A 26,419-nucleotide genomic window follows, 5' to 3' on the forward strand; every position below is an offset into this window, starting at 1 on the left:
CATGAATTTAAACAAACAACATATAGCCTTGCTATTGTCTGCAATTCTCTCTTGCCCATTGCTCGCATCTGAATTAATGAACTTAGATCAAGGTGCGGCGAAGACCATTAATTTAAAGAGACAAATATCGACAGTATTTGTAGCGAACCAAGAGATCGCTGACTACAAAATTATTGATGAAAACAAGGTTGTCGTTTATGGCGTTGGCCAAGGCACAACTTCAGTGATTGTTTATGATCGTGGCGGAAACGAAATTTACAATGCTGAATTGGTGGTTAATCAAAGTCTAAGGCTACTAAAGCAGACGCTAATCGCACGATTCCCTGATGAAAACGTAGTGGTTTCCAATATCGGTGATCAAGTGGTACTCGATGGTATTGTTGGCAGTGAAGAGATTAAACAGAAGATCAACCGCCTTGTCGGTGAAATGCTTAATAAAGAACGTCGTCGTGCCGCTTACGAACTCAAAGATGCAGACGGTGAAGCGCTCGACGAAATAGAGTACACCGCACAATACAACTACGACCAAGTGATTAATAACTTAAAAGTGCTTACCACCGAGCAGATCAACGTAAAACTAACGGTTGCGGAAGTCTCGAGTTCATTTTTAACCGAGTTGGGTGTGACTTATAGTGACAGCGGTGAGCCAGGTACTTTTGTTAATAAGCTGCTCGACTTTACCGCTCAGGATATTGTTGCTGTTATTTCTGCGAGCGGTGATGACAAGATTGGACGCGTGCTGGCAGAGCCCAATCTATCCGTTATTTCTGGCGAACAGGCTAGCTTCCTAGCGGGTGGTGAAATCCCAATCGCGGTGCGAGACGAAGATGGCATTACCATCTCCTATAAAGAGTATGGTGTTAAATTGGCGATGGTGGCAAAGGTCACGGATACAGAGAACATCCGCTTAACCTTGATACCAGAAGTGAGCTCAATTGATGAATCAAATAAGACCACGACCGGGCTTATTTCCGTGCCTTCGTTACGTACTAGAAGAGCCCAAACTACGGTCCATTTGAAAGATGGCCAAAGCTTTGTGCTCGCAGGACTGCTGACTTCAGAAGAGCGTGAATCGTTAACCAAGATTCCAATTTTGGGTGACATCCCAATCTTGGGCGCACTGTTCAGTCACACCTCTACTAACCGCTCTAAAACTGAACTCATTATCGTCGCTACGGTTAATTTAGTCGATCCAGTTGAGCAAGAGCAGGTCAAACTGCCGAGCTTTAGGCGTACCAGCGACCTTGAACGACTCCTGAGAATCGACCTTTCTGAACTTGATGAGCCAGAGCTAGAAAACACAATCAACCAAGGAGGGTTCAACTGATGAAATGGATCGCTATTACTCTACTAGTACTGCTTGCCTCTGCTTGTACGCATGTTGATAGCACGAACACCAGTGTTATTGAGCAACTAGAAGAACGCTTCGAGTTTGATACAACGATCAGCGAAGATTCAATGTCACGCTCTGTGGCTTTTATTCGAGAGCTGAATGCAAGAGAGCCTAAGTCAACGTTCTACGTCAAATACAAGCCAGATGCGAGTGAGTTCGTAGCTAAGTTTCGAGATAGGTTTAAATCGGAGTCGATTGCCAAAGACAGATATAAAGTCGAGCTTGCTGCTGATGACCAGCAGAAAAACATCCTGATCATAGGGCGATACGTTCGCATTAAAAGCAGTGATTGCGGCGTGATGGTGTTTTCGAAACGTGAGGACTACCAATTTGGCTGTAGTGTTGAGCACAACCGTAACATTAGCTTGGTTAACCCAATCAAAAAGGCGAAGTAGCGATGGACTTAGATATTTTATTTCGTAACTCGTCGTCGAAAATGAAATCGTCGGTTCAAGCGACAGACTTGGTTGTTTCTGACGACAGCACGCTAAATGCATCGATCCAAGATCTTTACGCAATCGAAGGCTTTCCCAAACCTATTGAGGTGACCGATATTGATTTAGACGGTGCTTGGAATCAGTCAAACATCAAGCTGAACCATGTTGTATTGGACCTTCGCAGTGCACCAAACGTAATAGAGCAAGTCTCTGAGATTTCGGTTCGACTGGATGTGAACATCTCTTTACTCGTTCTATGTGATGTTGACTCGATAAAGCTGCGTAACCAAGTGCACGCTTTAGGTGCGACGTATGTGCTGTGGGATTCTGAGCTTGATGCGTTACTTGCGGCAATTAAGTCTACGCAAGAGGGTGAAAGCACCGTTAAAAAAACGCGTGTTGCTAAGCGTATTTTAGTACTCGGAACCAAGGGTGGGATTGGCATTTCATATGTGAGTTCAGTCTTGGCTCACTCTTTGGCTGAACAAGCGAATTTAAAAACGCTTTTAGTCGATCATGACTCAGGGGCTTTGAATAGCGACATCTATATCGGTGTGAAAGGCTTAAAAGCTAAACACAACAGTATCGATTTGAATCAAATTGATATCGACAGTGCCATCGCCAAGACCTACGTACACCCGGTGAAAGACAAGCTTGATTATTTGGTGTTAGAGAAGAACGTCGCTTGTCTCTCTGATCACGCGTCGACGCTCTACAACCTTTCTAATCAACTGATTGATCAATATAACTTTATTATCGATTCAGCGCCGTTGTCTTGTTACGAAGAAATGCACGATCAGGAATTGTCAGATAAGTACCATCGCATCTTTATTGTTTGTGAACCGTCGGTGTCTTCATTGCGCTCTTATAACTCTTTGAAGAAAAAGATAGGTAAATCCGAACACCAAATCATTTTCAATTTAAATAGGCCGGCAAAGGACTTTATGGTGACACTCGCTAGCGCTAAAGAGCGGATCAAAGCCAAGGACAGCATTGACTTCATGTATGAGCCGTCGCTCGAGAAGATGGTGGTCCAGCAAGGCATCAATGAGTTGCTTAAATCCAAGTCCTCGTCTGCTGTGCTGAGTATAGTCGCGACATTGACGGGTAAGAAAATTAAACCTAAATCACGCTTTAGTTTGTTTAGAAAATGAATCAATTAAAAGAAATCTACATTCAACTTCGCGATGAGATTTTCGATGCGTTGGATGCGGCGTCACTCGTCGAAATTAGTAATCAAGAGCTTGAAGAGCAGCTTAAAGACTCCGTAAATATCTTGATCGACAAGAAGCAGTTGCAAGTCAGCTCCTTGAAACGGGTCGATTTGGTTAAGGCACTGCTAGATGAGCTTAAAGGCTTGGGACCACTGCAAGCCTTGGTCGATAACGATGATATCTCGGATATTATGATCAATGGACCTTCGGATATCTTCATTGAAATCAATGGCAAGGTAGAACAGTCGCCAATTCAATTTGTTAACGAGAAGCAGTTAAACACTATAGCTAAGCGGATCGCCTCTAACGTAGGGCGCCGTATTGATGAATCTAAGCCACTTTGTGACGCACGCTTAATGGATGGTAGCCGTGTCAACATCGTAATACCTCCGCTGGCGATTGATGGTACTTCTATTTCTATTCGTAAGTTCAAAGAGCAGAAAATTAAGCTCGAGAACCTTGCAGAGTTTGGTGCTATGTCTGTTGAGATGGCCAAGCTTTTGTCGATTGCTAGCCACTGTAAATGCAACATATTGATCTCTGGTGGTACAGGTTCAGGTAAAACAACGCTACTCAATGCGTTATCTGGTTTCATCGGTGAAGGCGAACGTATCGTTACCATAGAGGATGCTGCCGAATTGCAGCTTCAAAAGCCGCATATCGTTAGGCTTGAAACTCGACAAGCCAGCGTTGAAGGAACGGGTGAAATTACCGCGCGCGATCTCGTGATCAACGCTCTTCGTATGCGCCCAGACAGAATCATTGTTGGTGAGTGTCGTGGCGGAGAAGCGTTCGAGATGCTTCAAGCGATGAATACCGGTCATGATGGGTCTATGTCGACATTGCACGCCAATACACCACGCGACGCGATTGCTCGTACTGAGAGCATGGTGATGATGGCAACCGCTAGCCTGCCGATATCTGCAATACGCAGAACCATCGTTAGTGCAGTAGACCTGATTGTTCAGGTAAAGCGTCTTCATGATGGCAGCCGTAAGGTGATGTACATTTCGGAAATCATAGGAATGGAAGGGGATAGCGTTGTGATGGAAGATATTTTTCGTTACGAGGCGAGCTCTGATTTTAAAGATGGGAAAATGGTCGGTGAGTTCAGGACCCCCGGTTTATCAACCCGCTCTGTCATTTATGAACGTGCTAAGTTTTTCGGGCTAGAGCAAGCGGTCAGGGAGATCTTCTCATGACATTCATTCTGATTGCGTCATGGAGCGCGTTGCTGATCTACTTCCTTATTCATCGCTCTCGTCAAAACAAAAAGTTGAGTAGCTTGATCGAGATGGAGGCTGAATTCGAAGGGGTAAAAGGCGTTCGAGCTGTTATTGATTCTCAGCAGTTTGAAGAGAGCTACAAAGCCAGGTTCCGGAAAAGCTATAAGAAGATGGTCAAGGTATTTCAGCCTAATATGTCGCTGAAGCTTATTTTGTTTGTCTGTGTTTCTGCGTCAGCGGTGTATGCCATCAATGAGTTCTTCTTAAGACAGGATTACCCTGTTTGCCTGATGATCGCTGAGCCCGTTTTGTTCTTCGTTTTCTATAACAAGCTCAAACAGAGACAGATGGACCGGTTTAAAACTAATTTTCCAGATGCCTTAAATATTCTGAGCGGGGCGATATCTTCTGGGCAAAGTATTATCCATGCATTCGAATATGTTGGTAAGCAGCTTGATAACGAGGTAGGTAAAGAGTTCAAATTTATGGCTGAGCGCCTACTGATAGGTGAGGCCCCTGACGACGTACTTGAACGAAGCAGCAATACATTCCCTTATTTAGAATATTTTTTCTTCGCTTCAACAATCCGAATCAACCTAGCACGAGGTGGTCAGCTGAAAGATGTCATCAACAAAATTAACCGACTCATGTTTGATTCGAGAGCGGTAGAGAAGAAAAAGAATGCGCTGACCTCTGAAGCGCGCGCATCAGCAAAAATTATTGCTTGCTTACCAGTAATATTCCTGATCATTTTAAAGTTCACCAGCCCAGAGAACTACAGCTTCGTGATGTTCGAAGAGGCTGGTCAGCCGATTTTTTATTACGTTCTTGTAAGTGAGCTGCTCGGGTTCTTTTGCATTTGGCTGATATTGCGGGGTGTTAACTAATGGACATGAAAACCCTGGGCATTTGGGGCGTGATATTTGTAGTTTCAATGGTGCTTGCCACGTACTGCTTGCGATTTTGGGACAACACCAGAGCAAATATTGAAACCCGAAGAATTATTGGTTCGACACGCGAAGAAAAGAAGCGAACCGACTTATTTAAATCGATATTATCTCGAATCAGTTTTAATAAAGATGAAACTAAACGCAAGTTAGTAGCGGCGGGTTTTTATAGTGACTTTCTCGCCGATGCTTATTACCTCCTTAAAATCGTTCCTTTTAGTATCTGCTTGATTCTTATTGGCTTTGATTTTTATAGCGGAGAAACCGAAGTACTGTTTTCTTTGTTGTATTTATTGGGCGCGTTATTAGCGTTTGTTATTGCCCCTGATGCTTATGTGTCTGCTCGGGGGAAAGCCAATATTAAACACATTAGTTCGAGGCTACCTTTTTTACTCGACTTGATGAATGTGTGTGTTCATACCGGGATGACTATCGAATCGAGCCTGGAATACTTAGCTAAGGAACTTCATTCTATTGATAGCAATCTTGCTCATGTTGTCCGAGTTACGGTGGAACGTTCACGCCTTGTTGGTTTGGAAAAGGCGCTAGAGGAGTTTTACGACCTTGTACCAACCAGTGAATCGCAAAGCTTTGTGATGACCATGGTGCAGAGCTTGCAGTTTGGTTCATCTGTAGGCCCTGTGCTGGCAACGCTAGCGACTGATATCAGAGAATTGAACATGATGGATCTGGAAGAAAGAATTGGGAAGATGGGGGCAAAAATGTCCATCCCTCTGATTGCTTTTATCATGGTTCCTATTGTTGTTCTCATTGCTGCCCCAGGTATTTTAAGGATGTTGATGTGATTAAAAAGTATTTATTTATCACTGTGCTCTTCGCTTTACTTTCTGGTTGTACAACCGTGAATAATCAACTTGAGACCAAAGAACAACTACTCATAGGGGCCGGCGATTCGCAGAAACTTATCGAGTTCTACAAAGCAAACATACAGTCTGACTCTATATATAAAGTAAAACTCGTTAACCTGTATTTAGACCTAAAGGATATCAAGTCGGCGGAGCTATATCGCAATACCTATAGCGAGAGCAACCTTGATAACCCGGAATACATACTAACTAATGCTCGAATTTACTATCAGAAAAAGAACTTTGAACGCGCGCTAGAAGAGCTAAATAAATACCGCGACGAAGGAGGTACCGAATATGAGTATCAACTTTTAACCGGAAAAATTTTGGCTCAGCAGAAGCAGTTTGTCAAAGCCATCGAACACTTTGAAGAGAGTCGTAAACAAGGTGCATCTGATAGAGAGGCCGGTAATAACATTGCCGTGGTGAAAATAATGCAGGCTGATTATTTAGGTGCGACGGACATTTTATATGACCTATACCTCTCGAATCCTAATGATCAAAGAGTGAGCTCTAACTTGATTCTTTCTTCAGTTAAATCTCAAAGGCCAGATATCGCGCTCGAGGTTTTGAAACATTCAAATAGTGATGAACAAGCGCGTAAGCAACTTAAAGCGTTAATGATGTCAATATCTAAAAGCGGAGGGAAGAATATCGTGACACAGTCAAAAATAGAGATGGAACAGCAGCTTATTGGCTCTCAAGTGAACTCAGGTGGCTTTGTTGCCCCAACATCACGTGTGAGCAAGCTTGATGCTACCAAAGACTTTCAAGCGTCTAAACACAGTGTCGGTGGTTCTGTACTTGATCCTAGAAAGCTTAAACCAAACGCAAAGCCTATTTATCGCGTACAAGTTTTGGCAACGTACACTGCAATTCCTTCAGACTTTTTGAATTATTTGAAAACAAACTATGGCGCTGTGTATTCCTATACACATGGGCTGTGGAAGCGCTACTGCATAGGTGATTTCAATGACCTGGATGAAGCCAAGGCGTTTCTGAATAGCATTGATATTAAAGGAGCATTTGTTGTTGATTACACCAAGAAAAGGTATGTCCGTTTATGAGATCGTTTAAACGTAAGCAAAAGGGAGCATTAACGGTTGAAGTCGCTATGGGTATTCCAATTTTCCTCGCGATTGTCTTCGGGTGGGTTGAGATCTGTATTTTGACGTTTTCAATGAGTATGACTGACCACGCATTAACAACGGCAGTGATGAGAACCAAAAAAGCGGGTGACTCGAGTAGTAGTCAATCGATTAACTACGGGCAAATGATCAAAGATGAGTTGGACAAAGCCGGTGGAGCGTTATGGAGCAACGTCGTTAAAGAGGGTAGTGTCATCATTCATGTGAACTATTTCCGAGACTACGAAGGTTTTTTGAAATGCACGGACAACTATGCCTCTGCAGATAAGTGTCCGGATAAGAAAGATGAACCAGAAGACATGGCACTTGCAGTTTACGCTTTGGAATACACTTACGATCCCATTGTGTCTATTTGGTTCCCAGATATGCCGATAAAGCGCGAAGTTATTACGATCCAAGAGTATGAAAGATGCTCTTTCAAAATTGGTCAGGGGGCAGGTTGTGCAAGTTAAACAAAAAGGATCGTTTGCGGTTGAACTGGCGATGGTGCTTGTCTTTGCTTCTGGCATTTTCTTAGTTGTAGTGAACCACATGCTAGCGATTAACAAGAAAGGCCAATTGGACAGAGCTACATATTCAATGACCACGATTTTCGCAGAGCGGAAGCAGTTATTTAACGCCAAGATGGATATTTGCGCAGGTGATTGCAGGAAAACAGAACATAACGCCTTTGCAATTGCTTCGGCTTCGATGAAGCGGATGATTCCGAACTTTGACAAAACCAAATTCGGAATGCGAATTGATGAGATAAGGCTCGAAGAGGCTGCCGTTTCTGGAGGTAAATTGAACTACCGAAGGGTTCAAAAGACGCTAACCAAAGGAAACATACAAGGTTGTGACTTTCCTGACATGAGCGATATCACCAAAGAAAAAGCGATTGAAATGCTTCCCGTCACTTCCAGAGGGCGCAGATTACCCATGTATCAGGTTTCATTGTGCTACGAAATCCCAACAAACCTGATTGGTATCGCGAACGGTGAGGTTTTCCGTCTTGTGAGTTCTTCTTATTCATTTGCGAGGGTTTAAGGTGCGTTCAATAAAAAGAAATAAGGGAGTCGCGGGTATTTTGTTCGTCGGCCTGTTACCGATGATGGTTATTTTTATGGCGTTTTCGATGCAGATGTCGCAACAGATGCTTGCACATACAAGGTTACTGGAAGCGGCAGAGGTAGCTAGCCTAGCGCTTATCGCAAGCCCTAGAGAGGATGAAGAGAACAACGTTAAGTATGCACGCTACTTAGTGGATCGTTATGTTGTCGATAATACAGATGATGTCGATGTAGCGGTGTATACCAGTATATGTGAGTACAAGGATGGTTGTGTACAAGCAAGTGGTGAGCTCGCACCGTTCAGCGACTTTGTGGTGAGGGCGACGGCCAAATACACGTCTTGGATTGCATACGAAGACGTGAATTTAAAGCCTGAGTTTTCAGTCAGTGGCCGAGCTGTGACGCGCAAATATCTTCCTCAGCCAGTAGACGTTTACTTTATTGGTGACTTCAGTGGTTCTATGGGTAACCCATGGAAGAACGGAAAAATGAAGTTAGATGTCGTGAAAGAAACCATTAAGCGAGTCGTCGATGACATTGAGGAGTTTAATTCGGAGGAAAAAAGCCGAGTTGCTTTGCTCGGGTACAACCCGCTCCATGTTAAACAATCTGACGAGATAGTAAGACTTAACGCTTATGGCTATCGTGCTTCATGGCGAAAGAAACATGCTTATGACTACGCTCGGAACTCTCCTGCGACAACGGTTAGACGAATGTTTGATGAACCAACCTTGTATAACGAGATTATAGAGCCATCGCATGGAATGAGTCGATACGAAGTAGAGCGACTTTATAAGCGAAACAATGATTTTGATGATTACTTCAAGTTTTACGATATTCCACTGACTGAGGATTATGACAATTTTCGAGCTCAGTTAATGAGTGCTCAGTTGAAAGCTGGTGGAGGTACCTCTTCTTGGAACGGAATCATTGCTGCAGCACAAGAAGCCAATAAGGCGACTAACCTTAACCCTGAACAGGTGTTTATTGTGTTATCCGATGGTAGCGATAGCGACGAAACCTACTTACAGAAATTGGTGGATCGGGGGTTATGTAAAAAGCTGCGCTCAACCATTTCAGCTAAAAGAAATCGTTTCCAGAGTAATGCACCAACTGAAGCTGAGAAAACAAAAGTGACAATGGGTGTTATTGGTATCAACTATCGCGTCCAAGCAAGTGATGGCTTTGGAGACTGCTTCGGCAAGAAAAACATTTATCACGCCAAAGATGGTGAAGATGTGTACAAGTATATTTTGAATTTGATTAATGAAGAAACAGGAAAACTTAAGGATTAAAATGAGATACATAGTGATTATTTCTATGATGCTGCTCTCTCCAGTTGGCTATGCGAATTGCTTGGGCAATGTCGATGAATATATAACATCGACCAAGTTGGTCTCTTCTCATTTTGTGACGACTCAAGTAACGGGTAGATTGTTAGAGCGTGATGAAATACCGCAGAATGAGCTACTCAATAAAGAGAGTGAGGTGATCCAAATCGCGGCTCAAGACGATGTGTGTTTCTATGACAAAGCGACACAATCTCTAGTACTTAATTATCCAATCAACGTGTATAAGTTGGATGAAAGTCATAAACAAGTACTGGAACAATACCTAAGCTTAGTCGACGATAAATCAAAGATTTTTATTGAAGGCCATGCTGACAGTCTTGGTAGTGAAAGCTACAACAAAGCGCTTTCATCACGTCGTGCGGGGCAAGTGACTAGCTATTTGAAGGAAGATCTTCGCCAAGGAACTCGCATCGTTGAATATGCGTATGGCGAAAGCGCACCCATTTGTAAGGTTGCGGACAACAAGGCAACAGGTTGCAATCGACGAGTTGTCATCACCGTTAAGTCATAATGGGCTTTGTTTTCATTGTCTGTGTTTTTATTCTCTGGGCTGCAGCCTTGAGTGGTGTATAACGAAACTCAAATAAAACAAAAGGGAGCCAATTTTGGCTCCCTTTTTAGTCTTATTATATCTGTGAATCACTACACCGCTAAGCAACTAAACCATAGGTTCTGGTTGATCTTGAATTGACTCTGAGGGAGTAAGATATTCGCACAGCTCTTCGTATGGGATAGGGCGTGAGAAGTAGTAGCCTTGCATCAAATCACAGCCGCAAGCTTTGAGGATAGCAAAGTGTTCGCTTGATTCCACACCTTCCGCTAACACCACCATTCCGAAGTTCTTACCGATAGCAATGATGTTTTGCACCATGGTTAGCGACTGCTGGTCTACTGCAATATTCTCAATGAAGCTTTTATCGATTTTAAGCTCGTCGATAGGCAGTGCTTTCAACATACTCAATGATGAATAGCCAGTACCGAAATCATCTAAAGAGATCTTAATGTGGTTCTGTTTGAGGCCTTCGAAAATTGGTTTCACTAACGTGACATCTTCAATGAACAAGCTTTCAGTGATTTCTAGTGTCAAACAGCTTGGTGAGAACTGGTATTTCTCAAGCGTGGCTAACAGGTGTTCAGAGAACGATTTATGAGAGAACTGGCGCACCGAGATGTTGATCGATAACCCGATCTCTTGCTCGGTCGTTCTATGCAAATGAGCGATTTGCATGATACTTGACTCGATTATAAACGTGCCGAGTTTATGCATTAAGCCAGTGCTCTCCGCGACGGGGATAAACACATCGGGAGGAACAAAACCTAACTCGTCATCAACCCAGCGCACAAGAGCCTCAACACCGTCAATACTCTCATCTGTCCGTACTAAAGGTTGGAAAGCCATGAATAGTGTTTGCTTCTCGATAGCAATACGCAGCCTTTGTTCGACTTTCATCTTGTAGAGGTGAGCGTCTTGCATTGCTGTAGTGAAAATGCTGTATGAGTTTTGCTGCTGTTTGGCTTTGTACATTGAGATGTCCGCAGAGCGAAGCAGGCTATCAAGGTCTTTACCATGCTCAGGGAAACGTGCAATTCCGATGCTACAGCCTAATAGGAATTGAGAGTTTTGCACTTCATAGGGTTGAGATAGCACCTCAATGATACGCTCTGCGAGTCGTTTAATTTCAGACTCACTGGTTATTGGAGTTAAAAACAGAAACTCGTCGCTCGATTCACGCACCAAGAGGCTCAATCGAGAGCGGAATCGCATTAAACGCAGCGCTATTTGTTTAAGAACCTTGTCACCAAAATCATGCCCGTGCGTATCGTTGACGCATTTAAAGTTATCGATATCGATGAACAGCAGTGAGAATTGCTCTGACTCACTTGCCACCCATTTATCGATGTTCTTACGCATGTATAAACGGTTTGGCAGTGTTGTGAGAGGGTCGTGGTTCGCTTGGTAGATAAGTTGACTACGAGTGCGCTGCTCATTCTTCGCAATAGACTTAACCAAAATGTAGAAACCACACTGGATCAAAATAAAAATAATGAAAAGAATGCCAAATTCTTCGATAAAGACGGTATCGACGTGTGCGAGGTCGGTGCGACCAACGACCCAAAGTTTATAATCCGGCAGGTACTTAGCGCTCAGTAGAGAGTGGAATTTATTATCACTGACAACAAATGAGTAGGTCTCTTTTCCCGTTTTCGCTTCTTGTACAGTAGCGCTGACTTGCTCTGAAAAGTTAACGCTCACGCGCTGAAGCAGGTCGCTGTCTACTGGTTTGAGGTAAGCATCAAGAGACTCGATGTCACTAGAAAAGAACTGACGGTACTTATCTTGTCGTAACAAGGTCAGTGTGTTGTAACTGCCAGCATGCGCGTTGTTTTCAAATACTATGGTGCTATCTAAACGTAATCCCGCGGTCATCACGGCATCAATGCTATTACCATCCACTGAAATCGATTTTCTTAACGGAATAACTAGGGTATCTAGGGACTTTTGAAAATAGGTTCGCCCTAAAACCATCCTGTCACTTGAAAGCGCTTCTAGAAAGGAATCTCGAGTTTGTGGAAGCTCAAGTAAGTTGTCTTGGTCTGCCAGTTTGAGGTTTGAGCTAACAGATAAGTAATCGCCCTGTGTGTTAAGCAAGCCAAATGCAGCAATCGCTGGATGAGTCTCAAGCAATTTATCCAATATTGGACGAATTTGAATAGCGGCAGTACGAGTGAAGTCAGACTGTTGAGCCAGTTGGTGTCCAACGACTTCTAAGAGTGCCTCTTGGCTTGTGAGTAGTGAACTGACCGAGCTCGAAAACAGCTCGACTTGAATATGCTGCTGCTCAATGAAGTCTTCTCTATTGGCTTGCCATTTTGTTACACCTAGCACAGTGAAAAGTATCAAGGTGAGCAGTACGACTAGAGCGTACAGCGACCAGATATTTTTCTTAAATAGAGCCATGGAATGCCTTTTTGGGTTACGACTTTGAACAGAGTGCACGAGACAAACTATTGAGCGCCAATATGATGTATTAAGCTTGTAAGACACATCGATAATGACTAATGATTAAATAGTGTAACGACTAGGTATCGGGATTCTTGAGTAAAAAATTAACATTTATATCAACAATAATGGTTAGTGTTTGATTAATAGAATTTTATTGTTGGCTCATTGCTGAGAGTTTAGCCGAGAGCCGTTACGATATAATAACAAAGTGCTTACCCATGTTAGGAGTAAGCTCATTATGCATGCGGAGTATATTCTAATAGTGGCAGTAAGCGAAGTTGAATTACTGCTTTGTTACGGCGATGGGCAGGCTTTCGTTCGCGCCCCATTCTGTCCATGAGCCATCGTAAATTCCCATTTCATCCGAGTATCCCGCCAATTTTGCGGCTAATAAAATGATGCAGGCAGTCACACCTGAACCACAGCTAAAGAACATTGGTTGAGTTGGCGCTAAGTCCAGCGTAGAAAAGATTTCTACAAGCTCGCTCTGTGGTTTCAACTTACCATTGTTCAGCACTTGTGCGAATGGTAGACAAACTGAGTTTGGGATATGCCCGCTGCGTAATCCAGCTCTTGGCTCAGGCACTTCTGAATCGAAACGAGCTTGAGATCGTGCATCTAGAATATTGGCACTCTTGTTCTCTGAATAGCTTAGGACTTGCTTGGCATCTACAAAGTAGTTGTCTTGAATGTTGCCTTCGAAATTGCCCAGCGTGACTTCAGCTCTGTACGATGTGTCTGTTGCGTAACCCGCATCAATCCATGCAGGTAAGCCGCCATCTAAGATGTAAACATCCTGATGTCCCATTGCCATAAACATCCACCAAGCGCGAGGCGAAGCGAAAGTACCCGAGTTATCGTAAACCACAATGGTGCTGTCTTGGTTGATACCAATTTCACGTGCACGAGTGTTGAAGTGTTTTTCGGAAGGGAACATGTGAGGGAGTAGGGTATGTTTGTTGCTGAAGTCTTTGTCGTAGTCGAAACGAATTGCCCCAGGAATCATTTTTCCTTTGATCTTTTCAGACTCACTTGGAATTTGAAATTCGATACTGGCGTCTAAGATGATGATGTTGTCTTGCTCTAACAAACGTTGTTGAAGTTGTTCTGGTGAAATGAGTGGCTGATTCATTCTTATTGTATCCATTCTTGTTGTAGTTATAGCTGTTGTTATATGACGGCTAAGGTGCAGCTCTACAGTGGATAAACTGATAGCTGCTTTGTCCGGTGATTTGGTTACTTAATGTATCAAGCGAGACCACAGAATCAATAGGGCAGTCTGTGGTCGGCGCAATGGATACGCGAAATACACTGTTGTCTTGAGTTTGAACCGTAAGATACCGCCTGTGTCCATCTAATGACTGAGTGAGTGTATTCGAAATCACTTTGGCTTCAATGCGCTGCCCAGTTTGTGAAGTCAGTGGAAAGTAAGCAAGAGCAACTAATACGCCTACACCGCACATTAAGATAAATAGACCTAGTTTTAACTGTTTCATGAGAGTAAGTCTTTGAAGGTTATCTTGAAAATATAAGTTAGATTCGAAGTAAAGTGAATGAACTCTAATCAGATAATTTTCATTGTTATTGGTTTGGAGCGATCAAAAAAGTGAGCATTGCTGCTCACTTTTGGTTGTGGATATTCGAAGCTAAACTTTCATTACCACACGATCTGAGAGTTGCTGCTCGATACTACTTTTTGTAGAGGTGGCTGTCCGTCGTAAAACCAAATCTCAACGAGAAGTGAATCGTGGCTGACTGGGCTCGCGAAATTAGAGGCGAACACACCATTGTTTAATGACCCTGCAATCACTTTGCTTGAGTAGTCTGGTTTCAATGTCGAGTCGTCACGAGTACTAAAACGGCTATACACGGTAACAAATGAACGGCCTGTTGAAATACTACTGATATCGATGTCGATATCAAACTGCTCTACAGAGCTGTAATCAAAACCATCGGGTACCACTAAATCACTCATAGTATAAGTTGGTTCCGCTGCTGCACTGGCTACTGGAGACGGTGATGGCGTTGCAGTTACTGGCGTTGCAGGTGTCGCCGGTGATGATGGTGAAGGAGAAGCCGTGCTGCCCCCACCGCCACCTCCGCCCCCACCACAACCTGCTAGTAGGAGTGGGGCTGTAGCTAAAACTACGGTCATTGTTTTCTTTATGTTCCAAGAGCTTTGTGCAGACATATTATTTTCCTTAGAGAGGTTGCTTCTCAACTCAACGTTATGATGTTCGCGATTATGTTTATCTTTGATACTCATGACGTCTCTCCTTATGGCTCGTAACATTGGTTGTCTGCTGGTGATGTGTACCAAGTTTGGTTATTGTCACCACCTGACTCTGCCCATTGCTTAAACTCTGGGTAAGCAGTTACGATATCCACGTATTCTTGTGGCCATTCCCACTCTTCTGTTGACGTGATAATCAGTGCCCAAGGGTGGTTTTCTGCTGTTTTGAAATATTTACCTGTTGCCGGGTCGCTATCGTCAACACCGATTCCGGAATCAAATAGGTTCACTGTGTCAAAGGCCTCGGTTGGTGCTTGGTCTGGCAAGTGAACTTCCCAACTACGTCCTGGGTGCATCGGTAGGTTGTCGCCGTGATAGTAGCCCGGTGTTGCAAAAATGAAGGGGTCGTAAGGCATGTCTGTCCACGACGCAGTATTCACACCGTCGCCTGATAAGTTGATACCGATTTGGAATGCGAACTGTTCATCTTCTTTACAAGCGTTGCTTGTACGGTAGAAGGCGCATGAAGTATTCGCTTTTTCAGACAAGTCTTCAGCGGCGATAAAGATAGCTTCACTACGACCGTCTTCCATACCTAAATCGGTGAATACGCCATTGTGTTTCATGTATGAGTTAACGGTATCTACCGAGCTTGGTGCAAGGTTTGGTAGGCGAATCGCAAAGCCATTTTTGTAGGTTGCCCCCACAGCCGCTAGGCGACCATCGATGGTAGACTTAACAACCTTACCGTCTTTTAAGATCTCAGTGATGCGATACATGATAACGGCATCATTCATGTCATAGTCGGCTTTATAAGGCCAATTGTCTTCATACGCTAGGGTGGCGTAGCCAGAAGCACTTGGGAAGTAACGAGCCGTTGCGCCATCATTAAGAACATCGATTTGAATATCGACCACCTCACCAGAGGTAGAACCACCAAAGTAGCTCAGGTTAGTTTGTTGGCTGAATCTGAATCGAGCCCAAGTGGTACCCGTTAAGGCATTAATATCGACATTTAAGAATAATTCGTTCTCACCGGCCGCCAATAAATAATCGGTAAAGACTTGTTCGTTGGCGCCGTCGAAGCTGCCGTCTTGGTTCCAATCTATCCAAGCTGAAAGGTAACCTGTTGTTGAAGCTTCAATAACAACTTTTGAGTCCAATCCGGCTTCAAGTCCTGTAACGAAGCCGATACCACCGTTAACCCATTCGTCATCAATACCGACGCTTTCATCGGATTGTGGAGAAACGTACCCATCCAGATCTGCATCTGGTGCATCTGTCCCTAGCCATGTAACACCATCAAGCTCATGTCGAGGACCATTACTCGCTAGTAGAGTTAGGTAGCTGTCTGGCGCGTCACCGAAGTCGATGTTTGAATCTTCATCAACAACAGGTGCGTTGGCACAACGAGCACCATCGTTTTGACCAGAAGCTGGGCCATTCGAAACAAATTCAACGGCTGGAACAATACCTGCCGCGATATTGGCAGCGTTGTCTGGAGACAGGTTGATACGGTAAATTTTACCGTCTTGATTTCGCGATACGTAGTAGTAGCCATTGACATCAAAATAGCCAGCACCGAACGTACCTAACTCGCCGGTGTCGCCGATGTAGGTCTCGGCACCAGTTGTAGGGTTGAAGCTGTATAAGCCACCAGAGTTATTATCGATACCATATAGAGAGCCATCGCTTGGGTGGAAAGCGAAATCAGTTAATTTCACTGTTGCTGGGCTGCCTGCGATTTTGTTAACGGTAACTGTCGCATTTGGATCAGAATCTAAAGGTGATAGATCAACCGTGAAGAGCCCTTTACCTGTGCGGTACAGGTAGTAAACATGATCGTAAACGTCACCCACATAGAAGGTATGGTCTGTTGGCAGTCCACTGGTGTTGATGACTTCTGCTTGGAAATCCTTGCCTAGGCGCACCAAACGTTTGTTGGTGGTGTCATAACCGTATATGTATCTGTCTTCGAAATCAAAACCGACACCGTTAATGTTAGCGTTCATCCCCGTGTCGTCTTCGAGAAGGGTCGTTGAACCAGTCACTAGATTAACGCCCCAAACTTGCACAGGGGTGGATTGAAAAAGGTATGCCTTACTCGGGCAAGTATCGAATGGCGCTGCGTTGGCGACTAGGGGTGCACTTAATAGCAAACTTAACGTTGTAATTCTCATATCTACATCCTTGTGATGGAAGGTCTAGATACTTGATCAAGTAATGTGCCATTTTTAAGTTGTTGATTTTAATGCTTTTTATTTTTGATAATTCAAGTTTTTGTTGTTTTCTCAAAATGAGAATTCAAATGAAACTAATCTCTTAATAACTATTTCAATTTGATAACCTTGAGTAGAAGCTAAACTTCAGACATAAAAAAGCCCTGACTTATCGTCAAGGCTTAGGCTCTCGATAGGGGGATATGGTTTAGTCTATCCACACACCGAACAATTAGGCATCTTCATTAAATTCATTTCACGCCAGCTATGAGACATGGCGTCGAGAATCAAAAGCTTACCTTGTTTTGGCTGTCCAAACTTAGCGATAACTTTGATCGCTTCCAATGCTTGAGCTGCGCCCACCATGCCAACAACAGGCGCCATCACACCAGCTTCAACACAGCTTAGTGCTGCGTTGCCGAACAGAGCGCTCAAACACTGGTAGCAAGGTGCATTGTCATCTTGATAAGTGAATACGCTAATCTGACCTTCCATGCGAATTGCAGCACCAGAAACTAAAGGCGTTTTAGATGCGTAACATAAGCGGTTCAATTGATTGCGCGTTTCAACGTTGTCGCTGGCATCAAGTACTAACGAATGCGCTTCAATGAGCTTTGCTAGTGCCTCGTCATCAAGTCTGTAGTCGACCGTTTCAACTCTAAGGTGTGGGTTTAACACCTGTAATGATTCAGCGGCTGAAACGACTTTCTTCTTACCAATATCAGCATCGGTGTGAAGCACTTGTCGTTGCAAGTTTGAAAGCTCAACAATATCATCGTCGATCAATGTCAGCTTACCAATGCCTGCAGTCGCAAGGTATTGAGCAGAGGCGCAGCCTAAGCCACCTGCACCTAACACCAAAATCGAGCTCTGTTTCAGCGCTTCTTGACCCTCAAAATCAAACTGCTTGAGAATGATCTGGCGGTTATAGCGAAGCATTTCCGCATCAGACAAAATTTCCATCAGCAAGCCTCGTTAGTAAAGCGTCGAGTTAAACAGTTGAATCTGAACCGTTTCACCAACTTCAACACGACCACGTTCGCGCTCTAGTACCACAAAGCAGTTTGCTAAGCTCATTGAGCGGAAAGCACCGGAGCTTTGGTTACCTGTTGTTTCTACGACAAATTGACCGTTTTCAATCGAGTAGATACCACGTTGGTAATCAGTACGGCCAGGGCCTTTTTTGAATGCAGACTTAGTCGTTGCAGGAATAGATTCTGGCGCTGTCCACGCAGTGTGACCGGCAAGTTTAGCCAGCATAGGTTGAACTAACACGTACATCGTCATCATTGCAGACACTGGGTTACCCGGAAGGCCACAGAACCAAGCGTTGTCTAGCTCACCGAATGCGAACGGTTTACCCGGTTTGATTGCTAGTTTCCAAAAGCCGATTTCGCCAAGCTCTTCGAGAATGTCTTTGGTGTAATCCGCTTCGCCGACACTTACGCCACCAGAAGTGACAACTACGTCTGCCAATTCTTGCGCTTTTACAAAGGTTTCTTTAAGTGTTGTAGGGCAATCAGGGATAATACCTAGGTCGATTGCTTCGCAACCAAACGCTTCAATCAGTGGTTTGATACCGTAGCGGTTGCTGTCGTAGATCTGACCGTCTTCAAGAGGCTGACCTAGCGGTTTTAGCTCATCGCCAGTAGAGAAGAACGCGACTTTAGGCTTGTGTGCAACAATCACATGGCTCACACCAAGTGAAGCGATCATTGGAATGTCACGAGGCGTTAAACGTTCACCGCGGCTAAGAACGATATCGCCTTGCTTAATGTCGTCACCCGTAGGGCGAATGTTATTATTCAGTTTGATGTCGTCTTGTTGAATCTCAATGCCTGCATCGGTTTCACGAGTATTTTCTTGCATGATGACTGCATCACAACCTTCCGGGATTTTAGCGCCAGTCATAATGCGAATACAGGTGTTTGCTGGCCATTCGCCTTCAAACGGCTGACCCGCAAAAGACTTACCCGCCAATGGCAGCACTTTACCGTTCTCTAGGTCAGCTAAACGCAGCGCGTAACCGTCCATTGCTGAGTTATCAAAAGGAGGTACAAAAATAGGGGAGAGTATGTCTTCAGCAAGAACGTAGCCCAATGCATCTGCCAATGGCAGAGTTAGAGTCGTTTGAATAGGTTTGATTGGTGACAGCAGCTTATCTAGTGCTTCTTCAATTGGCATTAAGCCCGGAGCGTCGCAACAGCCCATAATTGAAATCCTTTGATCGTTATTGTTTTGATTTTGTGGTTGGCAATGGTGGTTCAATAATGATTAAAACACGCTTTTCGTCAACGAAATTGAAGCCACTTTAGCACAGTTTAGCCCCCGTAAATAATGACCTCCCTTAAAATATGGGTGTATTTATTTAAAATTCCGAGTATCCTTGTCTGCCATCCAGAAGGGGTAACAAAAGAGGAAGTTCAATGTCAGGTCTTAGCGAATCAGCGAAGTTGGTTAAAGATGCGCTAGCAAGCCGCGGTTTAGAGACGCCAATGAGTCCTAACCAGGTTAGCCGAGAAGAGAAAAAGGAACGAATCGAACACCATATGCGTGAGATTCTCACTCTACTCGAACTTGATCTTACGGATGATAGTCTGGAAGAAACACCACACCGCATTGCCAAAATGTATGTGGATGAGATTTTCTCTGGTTTAGATTATGCAAATTTCCCTAAAATTACCGTAATTGAAAACAAGATGGGCGTTCGTGAGATGGTACGTGTAAAAGACATTACCGTGACCAGTACTTGTGAGCACCACTTGGTGACGATTGATGGTAAGACAGCTGTCGCTTACATCCCTCGTGGTAAAATCATTGGTCTGTCTAAGATCAACCGTATCGTGCGCTTCTTTGCACAGCGTCCACAAGTTCAAGAGCGTATGACTCAACAGATCCTTGTCGCTTTGCAAACTTTACTTGAAACAGAAGATGTTGCTGTAACCATGGATGCGGTTCACTACTGCGTTAAATCGCGCGGCGTGATGGACGCAACCAGCGAAACCACCACCACAGCACTGGGCGGTATCTTCAAATCTAACCCAGCGACACGTCACGAGTTCTTACACGGTCTGCGTTAATCGCCTGTGATGTGATAAGCACGATTTAGCCTCAGTAAATCGGTAAACAAGATTCTAAGCCTCGCTCTCAGCGGGGCTTTTTTGTACTTGTAATATGAGTTTTCAGGAGCGTGGATAGGAGATCCCCGACTCAGTCGTTCCTCCTTCTCGGGGATGACGGAGAAGATCGGTTTGCTCATAAGAGAAAATACGAGGGTGGAGGTTCAGTTTGTATTCTATTGTCAGCCTTTTAGAAGCACGCGCTGCCGATCTTGCAGAGTGAGCGACTTAGTCATATTCGTCATTCCCTAAAGCGAGGGACGTATATGGACTCCCCTAGTATTGCAAGGAAACGAGTAAAGGTATGCAAGTGCACGTATATTCGGTTTCTTTATGGGGAGCTACCCCGAACCTCTATGGCTTAATCCACTCAGCAAAAGTTCTTATCGAGCGTGTGGTGTATTATCACCTTCGTCCCTCTCAGAGTTTCTTTTGCTTGCTATGCTTACTCTTTACCATAATTTACTTGCTTACATGGGGGGATTGATGTCTCCCTTAAACTTATAAAATCAACTGTTAAGCGATTAACGTCTCATTATAAGATTGATTGCTTTTCAGCATGGCACAAGCCATTCTGATCGTTTTGTTCGCAAGGGCGACAACCACTTGGTTAAACGACTTTCTTTCTAATAAGTTTCGTATCCAGCAACTTAAGCGATCTTCTTTATCTCGGATATTCGCTACCACCGCTCTTGCTCCATGAACGACAAGAGAGCGTAAGGTTTTATCACCTGATTTACTTATTCCGTGGTTTTTGTTCTTACCACCACTGCCAGTATGAGCCGGAACTAAACCTAAGCTCGCACTAGCTCCTCGACCATTTCTATAGGCCGAAGCGTCACCCAGACGGGAAAAAATGGCACTTGCAATCACCCAACGTACACCTCGTAAAGTGATTAATAACTGGCAAGCGGGTATTTGCTTTGCAAAGTCTATAAGTTGCGATTCAACTCTCTCGATAGGCTCATCAAGATTTAGTAGCTGAGCATGTAATTCTCGGAGAACGAATCGAGTTGTCGGTGTTAATTCATTCTCCATATCTTCGATAACGAAAGGGAGTAGTTCTCGCAGTTTATTGGCTCCTTGTGGGAAGGTAATGCCACATTCCGCTGCATAGCCACGGATACGTAGACTTACTGCCGTGCGTTGTTTTATATAGCTTTGTCTTAAACTCAGCAGCATTGCGATATCTTGCTGCTCCGGTGTTTTTACAGGTACAGCATGAATATCGGAGCGTAAGGAAGCTTCGTAAATCGCGATAGCATCATTAGCATCGTTCTTATTACCACTGCGATACGGCTTCACTTTTTGGGGAGGTATCATTTTGACGGTATGACCACGGCTTTGAAACGTTCGTCCCCAATAATGAGATGCTGCACAGGCCTCTATGCAAATGGTTGCGTCAGAGTGTTGGCTGATGACCGTTAGCATTTTCTTTTTAGACATAGCTTGGTTCAACTTACGCTTGCCATGGCGGTTAAATACCGCGACTTGAAAGACGGATTTGGCTAAATCAATCGAGATTGTGTTAAATTTATTCATGGTATGGGCTCCTGTTTTTGGTTCGCACCTGTAACTTTAGCTGACGCTGTCAGTTGAGGTGGGGAGTCCATACCATTGAGTGTAGTAGGGAATCTGATGTCCAGGAGGAATTGTGGAAACGGTGGTGGGAAAGAGATGCGCTCTACACAGTGCAAAGCGCAAATTTGATTCTAGCTGGTGGAGTGTTTACGACAGGTTAAACAAACGCTTTAAACTATGAACAAAACCGGACGGCTTATTCTCTGTTTGATAGATGTTCAAGCCATCGTAGAAACTCGCCATGAACTCAACACGGATTTCATCGTCTGTGCTTCTTGATAAGCGAGACAGCAGTTTGGCAGTCGCTGCTGCGTGATCATTGGCTAGGCTGTAATCCATACCTAGTCGACCTTGAATGAACAACCATAAATGTGTCACTAACTTTAACTGCTGAGAGCTAGAGTTTTGAAACTTGTCGCCATGTTCACTGCCTACCGTATTGTCGAAGACATTTTGCATCGCTTTGCTAGCGTCTTTATTGCTCTCAAAACGATAGCTGGCATCGATATGTTCTTTGGTCAGTAGGCCAAGCAGTGTCTGACGGGCTGAATTATCAGGCTTATTCTCACAAGCGTGTTTAAACAGAGCGTGGTTTTCGTCGATAAAAGACGAGAGCTCTTTCTCGAAACCCGTTGCAATCGCAGTTACTGAATCTAAACCTGACTCTTTCAAGCAAACGTGAAGTTTGGTTCTAGCTTGTTGGTTTTCTTCAAGTTTTTGCTGATTACTGGTTGGAAGCTCAGTCATTACTCTGTAGCTCTTCCCACGTAACTTCAGCTGATTGCGTGTCGCTATTCACGAATGCAGAGTTGCCCGTCAGCATAACTGAAAGGTCCATGGTGCGCTCTGTCATTGCAGCTAATTGCTCAATACCATCATTGTCTAGACGAACAATGTGGGCTTTAAGGTAACCGAATTTACCTTTGTTCTGCTCCCACCAAACGTTTGATTTAGTATTGAAGCTGAACACACGAACAGACTTTGATAGGCGAGTGGCTTTCTTAACACGTTCAGCGTCAGGTTCGCCCACATCGATCCACTCAAGGATCTGGTCATCTAAAGACTTCTGCCACAAATCAGGTTCTTCGATAGTCGACAACCCTTTAGTAAACTGAAGCTCCGGTGACGCATTGATACAAAAAGCCATGATGCGAGCCATCATACGCTGTTCTGTTTCAGAAGGATGCTGTGCAATCGTTAGATTAAAAGAGTCGTAATAGTCGCGGTTCATATCAGTTAAAGAGATACGAAACTTGTAGATTGTCGGTTTGAGAGCCATATGATGTAAGGGTTCCAATCGGATGAGGTGTCTATAGCTGTACCAATGAGTTTTTTGAAATCACAGACTATAGGTAAGTTTCGCCTAGTATAAACGAACTAGAGCAGTTGGCTAGCAAGATGAGGCTTCTGTTACATCATAATTATTTTAAGTACTTATGGTGAACTAACAAGGAAGAACACGGGTTCAATTTAGGTGGTCATGACGTAAGCGTTTAACAATTATGTGACTGAGAAGTGAGCGCCCCGAGTCATACAAAAGAATTGATGAAGTGTAAGTACACGAAGTGCCAACAATTAAGGTATTGACACTTCTTGGTCAGCCTATAAACACTATATGTCAGTGTCGTAATAGTCTCATATTTCGTCTAGATTATTGTTAACTAATATTAATTACGTGTCGCTGTAAATGGCACGAATTCATTTTGCTCTAAACCATTGGGACCTGAGCATCTCACTTTTCCTGCTATGTAATCATCAGAAATATATGTTATTTCATAGGCTGCATCATAGAATGAACTGTCTTTAGCGACGATTTTATTATTTTTTAAAGACATTCTAGCCTCGCAAAAGTAGCCTGAATTGAAGGATATACCAAGTATACCATTTCTTAATACGCCGAGTTTCGGATTTGAGCTTGTACCTCCTTTCAGCGAGACATTCATGGTATACGAGCCACGGCGGTCTCTAAAGCGCTGATAAGCACTAGAATCAACCAAACCCTGTCCAAGGCCTGTCAGCGGCGAATATTTTAGTTGACCACTTTCAGTAACGAAAACCAGTTCCTCAATGTTGTCACCGTTAAGATCTACCATTGAAAAACTCTTGATATCTTCATTCGGCAAAAGTTCTCTAGGTTCACCTAACATAGAACCTGAAGCAACAGCGGCTACTGAAAATAAAGTGGCAATAGAAAGGGTAAATATTGTTCTTTTCATACTAATGTACTCATTTTATTGATGTTTTTTACTAGGTTATTCATTTGGTAGCATATCAAGATTGGTGTGTTGTTTGAAGATGAATTTATAAAATGAATGCTTAATGCTTGATCTTTAACACACATGTATAACGTTCGTTGTATATTCGTTTTCTCAGTACAATTTTGTAGGAATAACAGGCAGGGATTAAAGTGAGCGCAAGTACAAACAAAAATACCGCCCATATGCTGATTTCCTACCTTTGAGTCAGTTGTGAGGGTGTCGAATATTTTTACTGTGCTGGCGACCAAATGTAATGAACTAGGCTTAGTTTTACGTGGTGGTTAAGTGATGAATATTGAGGTGAACTTTAGATGTTAGATAAAGGAGCTTCGACCTAGTAGCGGCTTTGACCAGAGGTTTTCGTTTGGTTTTTTGTTCTCCGGGCTATGGTTTGGTCTCAGCGCATAATGCCTTGTCTTAATTGTCACTCAAACGATTGGCCGGGTAAAAAAATAGCCAGCAGAGGCTGGCTATTTTTAGAAAGCTTTAAAATACTAAATTAAAGTACTTTGATGCTGTCAGCTTGTGGGCCTTTTTGACCTTGAGATACTACGAACTCAACTTTTTGGCCTTCAGCAAGAGTTTTGAAACCTTCGCCAGTGATTGCAGAGAAATGTGCAAATACGTCTGGACCGTTTTCTTGTTGAATGAAACCGAAGCCTTTAGTTTCGTTGAACCATTTTACTGTACCAGTAACTGTGTTAGACATGATGTTATCCCTAAAATTAATTTTTATAGTGAGCCAATTGTGGCACTGATAGCGTGGAAAAGTTTATTGCTATTGCGTACAACACAACGGGGTTACTAGTAATCCAACGAAATGTTTATATACAAAGAACTTTCTTTCTAGCCGAAATCGAGTCTAAATCAAATCAGGGGATAGTCAATCGAATCCATAGTGAAAGGTTGCAGAAACTTGGGGGTAGTCAAACTTTGCATTCCTTAAATATCATGTAGTTACAGTTGTATGGTGATTTCTTGTCGTTTTTATGAAAAACATAGGTAAGTTTGATGACAAAATTAGAGTGGTTGCACTGCTTTTACATATTCTGCTTTCGGAAAAGAAAGCCGCTAAATTGAACTGAAGCCCCCGTATTTAACGGCTTTATTTATAAAATCATCTAATGTTTGTGCTGATTGTTTTAACGAAGTTGCTACCTTTTAAGGCGGTAAAGGTTGCCATTGTCAGTACTAAAGAAGATGTCCCCATCTGGTGAGGTTTCGATGTCTCTGATTCTTTCGCCTAGGTCTTCTAGAATACGTTGCTCGTCAGTCGCATCACCTTGCTCATTGACCGTTACCACATTGATATGGGTAAGTTTAAGTGCGCCTGCTAATAGTTTTCCTTTGAGCTCTGGGAACTTATCCCCTTGATAAACCACTAAGCTGCCAGGGGCGATTGAAGGAATGTAGACCTTTTTAGGTGCTTCGATGCCTTCTTTAGTTTCCGAATCACCAACGCTGATTGGTCCCCAATACTCTTTACCATGAGATGTGACAGGCCATCCGTAGTTGGCTCCCTCTTTTATTAGGTTAATTTCATCACCACCACGTGGGCCATGCTCAATCGACCACAGCTTTTGACTTGGGAAGTCGTAGAACAGTCCTTGCGGGTTTCGGTGGCCATAGCTCCAGATTTCGTTGAGAACCTTGTTGTTGTTTACAAATGGATTGTCGCTTGGTGTGCTTCCGTCTGCATTCAAGCGCAATACTGAACCGGCATGAGTTAAGGTATTTTGACCGTTATCTCGATCTCCACGGTCGCCAATCGAAAAGTAGAGGTGGCTATCATCGAAGGTAATGCGACTGCCAAAGTGACGTCCAGTGTCGGTTCTAGATTCTGAAACGAATACATCTTGCCAATTAGACACTTCACTATTTTGGTAATCAGCAGAAGCGAGTGTGGTTACTCCTTCATCATCGATGTTTTTGCTGTAAGCGATATAGAGTTTGTTTTCTTCAAAGGGCGAAAAGGTGATATCTAACGCTCCGCCTTGACCCTTTGCCCACACATTGGGAAGCCTGAACAGTGTGCTCTGGTCACCGGTTTTCAGATCAACATGTTTGATCACACCTTCTTTTTCTGTGACTAGCATGGATCCTTCGTCTACATAGGCGAGTCCCCATGGAATCACGAGCCCATCGGTGATCTTCTCAGCTTGCCAAGCAAAGGCCGTTGTTGAGGCAAGGGGACCAGACACAACCAGTGCCAAAGCTGAGGTGAGAATACGGTGATAAGTGTTCATTGAAGTCCCTTCATTGTTGCGGTCTAGTGTTAGTCTATCGTGTGTCAGCGAGAGGCGGAAAGTTAAGGAGCGTGAAAAGTGACTATTCACATATTTAGTCCAGCCAGTGTTGTATGGTTATACGAGC

The 26,419-nt window shown here is 43.6% G+C and carries 25 protein-coding genes; 12 read left to right on the forward strand and 13 right to left on the reverse strand.

The window, feature by feature from the left end; genetic code table 11:
* The first annotated feature begins 1 nt into the window (after position 1).
* The 11 genes from OCV52_RS23725 to OCV52_RS23775 are packed head-to-tail and all read left to right on the forward strand — an operon-like array spanning position 2 to position 10,143.
* A complete protein-coding gene (locus OCV52_RS23725; protein WP_008216271.1) occupies positions 2 to 1,327 on the forward strand; it encodes a type II and III secretion system protein family protein in 1,326 nt (441 codons plus the stop codon).
* Positions 1,327 to 1,788, forward strand: a complete 462-nt coding sequence (locus tag OCV52_RS23730; RefSeq protein ID WP_004737215.1) for a hypothetical protein — start codon at positions 1,327 to 1,329, stop codon at positions 1,786 to 1,788. The genes OCV52_RS23725 and OCV52_RS23730 overlap by 1 nt, the downstream gene beginning before the upstream one ends.
* Positions 1,789 to 1,790: 2 nt before the next feature.
* A complete protein-coding gene (locus tag OCV52_RS23735) occupies positions 1,791 to 2,984 on the forward strand; it encodes an AAA family ATPase (protein ID WP_137408759.1) in 1,194 nt (397 codons plus the stop codon).
* The gene (locus tag OCV52_RS23740; RefSeq protein ID WP_004737217.1) at positions 2,981 to 4,246 is read left to right on the forward strand and encodes a CpaF family protein; all 1,266 of its coding nucleotides are present in this window, start codon (positions 2,981 to 2,983) and stop codon (positions 4,244 to 4,246) included. Before OCV52_RS23735 ends, OCV52_RS23740 begins: the two co-directional genes overlap by 4 nt.
* Positions 4,243 to 5,157, forward strand: coding sequence for a type II secretion system F family protein (locus OCV52_RS23745; RefSeq protein WP_137408758.1), 915 nt, complete (start codon positions 4,243 to 4,245; stop codon positions 5,155 to 5,157). The genes OCV52_RS23740 and OCV52_RS23745 overlap by 4 nt, the downstream gene beginning before the upstream one ends.
* Positions 5,157 to 6,023 carry a type II secretion system F family protein gene (locus OCV52_RS23750; RefSeq protein WP_105023648.1) on the forward strand — a complete coding sequence of 289 codons (867 nt, stop codon included), beginning with the start codon at positions 5,157 to 5,159 and terminating at the stop codon, positions 6,021 to 6,023. The genes OCV52_RS23745 and OCV52_RS23750 overlap by 1 nt, the downstream gene beginning before the upstream one ends.
* The gene (locus OCV52_RS23755; RefSeq protein ID WP_137408757.1) at positions 6,020 to 7,150 is read left to right on the forward strand and encodes a tetratricopeptide repeat protein; all 1,131 of its coding nucleotides are present in this window, start codon (positions 6,020 to 6,022) and stop codon (positions 7,148 to 7,150) included. Before OCV52_RS23750 ends, OCV52_RS23755 begins: the two co-directional genes overlap by 4 nt.
* Entirely contained in the window at positions 7,147 to 7,683 is a 537-nt protein-coding gene (locus OCV52_RS23760; protein WP_102424797.1) for a TadE/TadG family type IV pilus assembly protein, read from the forward strand. The genes OCV52_RS23755 and OCV52_RS23760 overlap by 4 nt, the downstream gene beginning before the upstream one ends.
* Positions 7,673 to 8,257: a tight adherence pilus pseudopilin TadF gene (tadF, locus tag OCV52_RS23765; RefSeq protein ID WP_102424796.1), complete on the forward strand. Its 585-nt coding sequence runs from the start codon at positions 7,673 to 7,675 to the stop codon at positions 8,255 to 8,257. Before OCV52_RS23760 ends, tadF begins: the two co-directional genes overlap by 11 nt.
* 1 nt (position 8,258) lies before the next feature.
* Positions 8,259 to 9,575, forward strand: a complete 1,317-nt coding sequence (locus OCV52_RS23770) for a TadE/TadG family type IV pilus assembly protein (RefSeq protein ID WP_137408756.1) — start codon at positions 8,259 to 8,261, stop codon at positions 9,573 to 9,575.
* Between the two features lies 1 nt (position 9,576).
* Positions 9,577 to 10,143 (forward strand): OmpA family protein, encoded by a 567-nt coding sequence (locus OCV52_RS23775; protein WP_137408755.1) that lies wholly within the window; start codon positions 9,577 to 9,579, stop codon positions 10,141 to 10,143.
* Between the two features lie 147 nt (positions 10,144 to 10,290).
* Here OCV52_RS23775 and OCV52_RS23780 read toward each other — a convergent pair whose 3' ends face one another.
* From OCV52_RS23780 to moeA, 7 genes are all read right to left on the reverse strand, one after another.
* Positions 10,291 to 12,591 carry a putative bifunctional diguanylate cyclase/phosphodiesterase gene (locus OCV52_RS23780; protein ID WP_137408754.1) on the reverse strand — a complete coding sequence of 767 codons (2,301 nt, stop codon included), beginning with the start codon at positions 12,589 to 12,591 and terminating at the stop codon, positions 10,291 to 10,293.
* 328 nt (positions 12,592 to 12,919) lie between these two features.
* Positions 12,920 to 13,768, reverse strand: coding sequence for a sulfurtransferase (locus OCV52_RS23785; RefSeq protein WP_137408753.1), 849 nt, complete (start codon positions 13,766 to 13,768; stop codon positions 12,920 to 12,922).
* Positions 13,769 to 13,817: 49 nt separating this feature from the next.
* Positions 13,818 to 14,132: a hypothetical protein gene (locus OCV52_RS23790; RefSeq protein WP_137408752.1), complete on the reverse strand. Its 315-nt coding sequence runs from the start codon at positions 14,130 to 14,132 to the stop codon at positions 13,818 to 13,820.
* Positions 14,133 to 14,293: 161 nt separating this feature from the next.
* Complete coding sequence (locus tag OCV52_RS23795; RefSeq protein ID WP_137408751.1) at positions 14,294 to 14,902, reverse strand: hypothetical protein; 609 nt, start codon at positions 14,900 to 14,902, stop codon at positions 14,294 to 14,296.
* Positions 14,903 to 14,913: 11 nt separating this feature from the next.
* Positions 14,914 to 17,049 (reverse strand): LruC domain-containing protein, encoded by a 2,136-nt coding sequence (locus OCV52_RS23800; protein WP_137408750.1) that lies wholly within the window; start codon positions 17,047 to 17,049, stop codon positions 14,914 to 14,916.
* A 252-nt stretch (positions 17,050 to 17,301) separates the two neighbouring features.
* Positions 17,302 to 18,051, reverse strand: a complete 750-nt coding sequence (gene moeB, locus OCV52_RS23805; protein WP_102425223.1) for a molybdopterin-synthase adenylyltransferase MoeB — start codon at positions 18,049 to 18,051, stop codon at positions 17,302 to 17,304.
* Between the two features lie 12 nt (positions 18,052 to 18,063).
* The gene (moeA, locus tag OCV52_RS23810) at positions 18,064 to 19,299 is read right to left on the reverse strand and encodes a molybdopterin molybdotransferase MoeA (RefSeq protein ID WP_102425222.1); all 1,236 of its coding nucleotides are present in this window, start codon (positions 19,297 to 19,299) and stop codon (positions 18,064 to 18,066) included.
* A gap of 215 nt (positions 19,300 to 19,514) precedes the next feature.
* Between moeA and folE the strand changes: the two genes are divergently transcribed.
* Positions 19,515 to 20,168, forward strand: a complete 654-nt coding sequence (gene folE, locus OCV52_RS23815) for a GTP cyclohydrolase I FolE (RefSeq protein ID WP_004737232.1) — start codon at positions 19,515 to 19,517, stop codon at positions 20,166 to 20,168.
* Positions 20,169 to 20,723: 555 nt separating this feature from the next.
* Here folE and OCV52_RS23820 read toward each other — a convergent pair.
* From OCV52_RS23820 to OCV52_RS23845, 6 genes are all read right to left on the reverse strand, one after another.
* A complete protein-coding gene (locus OCV52_RS23820) occupies positions 20,724 to 21,749 on the reverse strand; it encodes an IS110 family RNA-guided transposase (RefSeq protein WP_261900890.1) in 1,026 nt (341 codons plus the stop codon).
* Positions 21,750 to 21,935: 186 nt separating this feature from the next.
* A complete protein-coding gene (locus OCV52_RS23825; protein ID WP_137408702.1) occupies positions 21,936 to 22,535 on the reverse strand; it encodes a hypothetical protein in 600 nt (199 codons plus the stop codon).
* A complete protein-coding gene (locus OCV52_RS23830) occupies positions 22,528 to 23,067 on the reverse strand; it encodes a YaeQ family protein (protein ID WP_102425220.1) in 540 nt (179 codons plus the stop codon). The genes OCV52_RS23825 and OCV52_RS23830 overlap by 8 nt, the downstream gene beginning before the upstream one ends.
* Positions 23,068 to 23,455: 388 nt before the next feature.
* Entirely contained in the window at positions 23,456 to 24,004 is a 549-nt protein-coding gene (locus OCV52_RS23835) for a hypothetical protein (RefSeq protein ID WP_102425219.1), read from the reverse strand.
* 541 nt (positions 24,005 to 24,545) lie between these two features.
* The gene (locus OCV52_RS23840; protein ID WP_004737278.1) at positions 24,546 to 24,755 is read right to left on the reverse strand and encodes a cold-shock protein; all 210 of its coding nucleotides are present in this window, start codon (positions 24,753 to 24,755) and stop codon (positions 24,546 to 24,548) included.
* Positions 24,756 to 25,200: 445 nt separating this feature from the next.
* Positions 25,201 to 26,292, reverse strand: coding sequence for a PQQ-dependent sugar dehydrogenase (locus tag OCV52_RS23845; RefSeq protein ID WP_137408701.1), 1,092 nt, complete (start codon positions 26,290 to 26,292; stop codon positions 25,201 to 25,203).
* Between the last annotated feature and the right edge of the window lie 127 nt (positions 26,293 to 26,419).

The organism is Vibrio chagasii (genome assembly GCF_024347355.1).
Lineage (GTDB): Bacteria > Pseudomonadota > Gammaproteobacteria > Enterobacterales > Vibrionaceae > Vibrio > Vibrio chagasii.

Bases quoted from the DNA above. Each gene is read 5' to 3' on its own strand.
- OCV52_RS23725 (WP_008216271.1), top strand. From the start codon at position 2: ATGAATTTAAACAAACAACATATAGCCTTGCTATTGTCTGCAATTCTC.
- OCV52_RS23730 (WP_004737215.1), top strand. From the start codon at position 1,327: ATGAAATGGATCGCTATTACTCTACTAGTACTGCTTGCCTCTGCTTGT.
- OCV52_RS23735 (WP_137408759.1), top strand. From the start codon at position 1,791: ATGGACTTAGATATTTTATTTCGTAACTCGTCGTCGAAAATGAAATCG.
- OCV52_RS23740 (WP_004737217.1), top strand. From the start codon at position 2,981: ATGAATCAATTAAAAGAAATCTACATTCAACTTCGCGATGAGATTTTC.
- OCV52_RS23745 (WP_137408758.1), top strand. From the start codon at position 4,243: ATGACATTCATTCTGATTGCGTCATGGAGCGCGTTGCTGATCTACTTC.
- OCV52_RS23750 (WP_105023648.1), top strand. From the start codon at position 5,157: ATGGACATGAAAACCCTGGGCATTTGGGGCGTGATATTTGTAGTTTCA.
- OCV52_RS23760 (WP_102424797.1), top strand. From the start codon at position 7,147: ATGAGATCGTTTAAACGTAAGCAAAAGGGAGCATTAACGGTTGAAGTC.
- OCV52_RS23775 (WP_137408755.1), top strand. From the start codon at position 9,577: ATGAGATACATAGTGATTATTTCTATGATGCTGCTCTCTCCAGTTGGC.
- OCV52_RS23780 (WP_137408754.1), bottom strand. From the start codon at position 12,591: ATGGCTCTATTTAAGAAAAATATCTGGTCGCTGTACGCTCTAGTCGTA.
- OCV52_RS23785 (WP_137408753.1), bottom strand. From the start codon at position 13,768: ATGAATCAGCCACTCATTTCACCAGAACAACTTCAACAACGTTTGTTA.
- OCV52_RS23790 (WP_137408752.1), bottom strand. From the start codon at position 14,132: ATGAAACAGTTAAAACTAGGTCTATTTATCTTAATGTGCGGTGTAGGC.
- OCV52_RS23795 (WP_137408751.1), bottom strand. From the start codon at position 14,902: ATGAGTATCAAAGATAAACATAATCGCGAACATCATAACGTTGAGTTG.
- OCV52_RS23800 (WP_137408750.1), bottom strand. From the start codon at position 17,049: ATGAGAATTACAACGTTAAGTTTGCTATTAAGTGCACCCCTAGTCGCC.
- moeB (WP_102425223.1), bottom strand. From the start codon at position 18,051: ATGGAAATTTTGTCTGATGCGGAAATGCTTCGCTATAACCGCCAGATC.
- moeA (WP_102425222.1), bottom strand. From the start codon at position 19,299: ATGGGCTGTTGCGACGCTCCGGGCTTAATGCCAATTGAAGAAGCACTA.
- folE (WP_004737232.1), top strand. From the start codon at position 19,515: ATGTCAGGTCTTAGCGAATCAGCGAAGTTGGTTAAAGATGCGCTAGCA.
- OCV52_RS23820 (WP_261900890.1), bottom strand. From the start codon at position 21,749: ATGAATAAATTTAACACAATCTCGATTGATTTAGCCAAATCCGTCTTT.
- OCV52_RS23825 (WP_137408702.1), bottom strand. From the start codon at position 22,535: ATGACTGAGCTTCCAACCAGTAATCAGCAAAAACTTGAAGAAAACCAA.
- OCV52_RS23830 (WP_102425220.1), bottom strand. From the start codon at position 23,067: ATGGCTCTCAAACCGACAATCTACAAGTTTCGTATCTCTTTAACTGAT.
- OCV52_RS23835 (WP_102425219.1), bottom strand. From the start codon at position 24,004: ATGAAAAGAACAATATTTACCCTTTCTATTGCCACTTTATTTTCAGTA.
- OCV52_RS23840 (WP_004737278.1), bottom strand. From the start codon at position 24,755: ATGTCTAACACAGTTACTGGTACAGTAAAATGGTTCAACGAAACTAAA.
- OCV52_RS23845 (WP_137408701.1), bottom strand. From the start codon at position 26,292: ATGAACACTTATCACCGTATTCTCACCTCAGCTTTGGCACTGGTTGTG.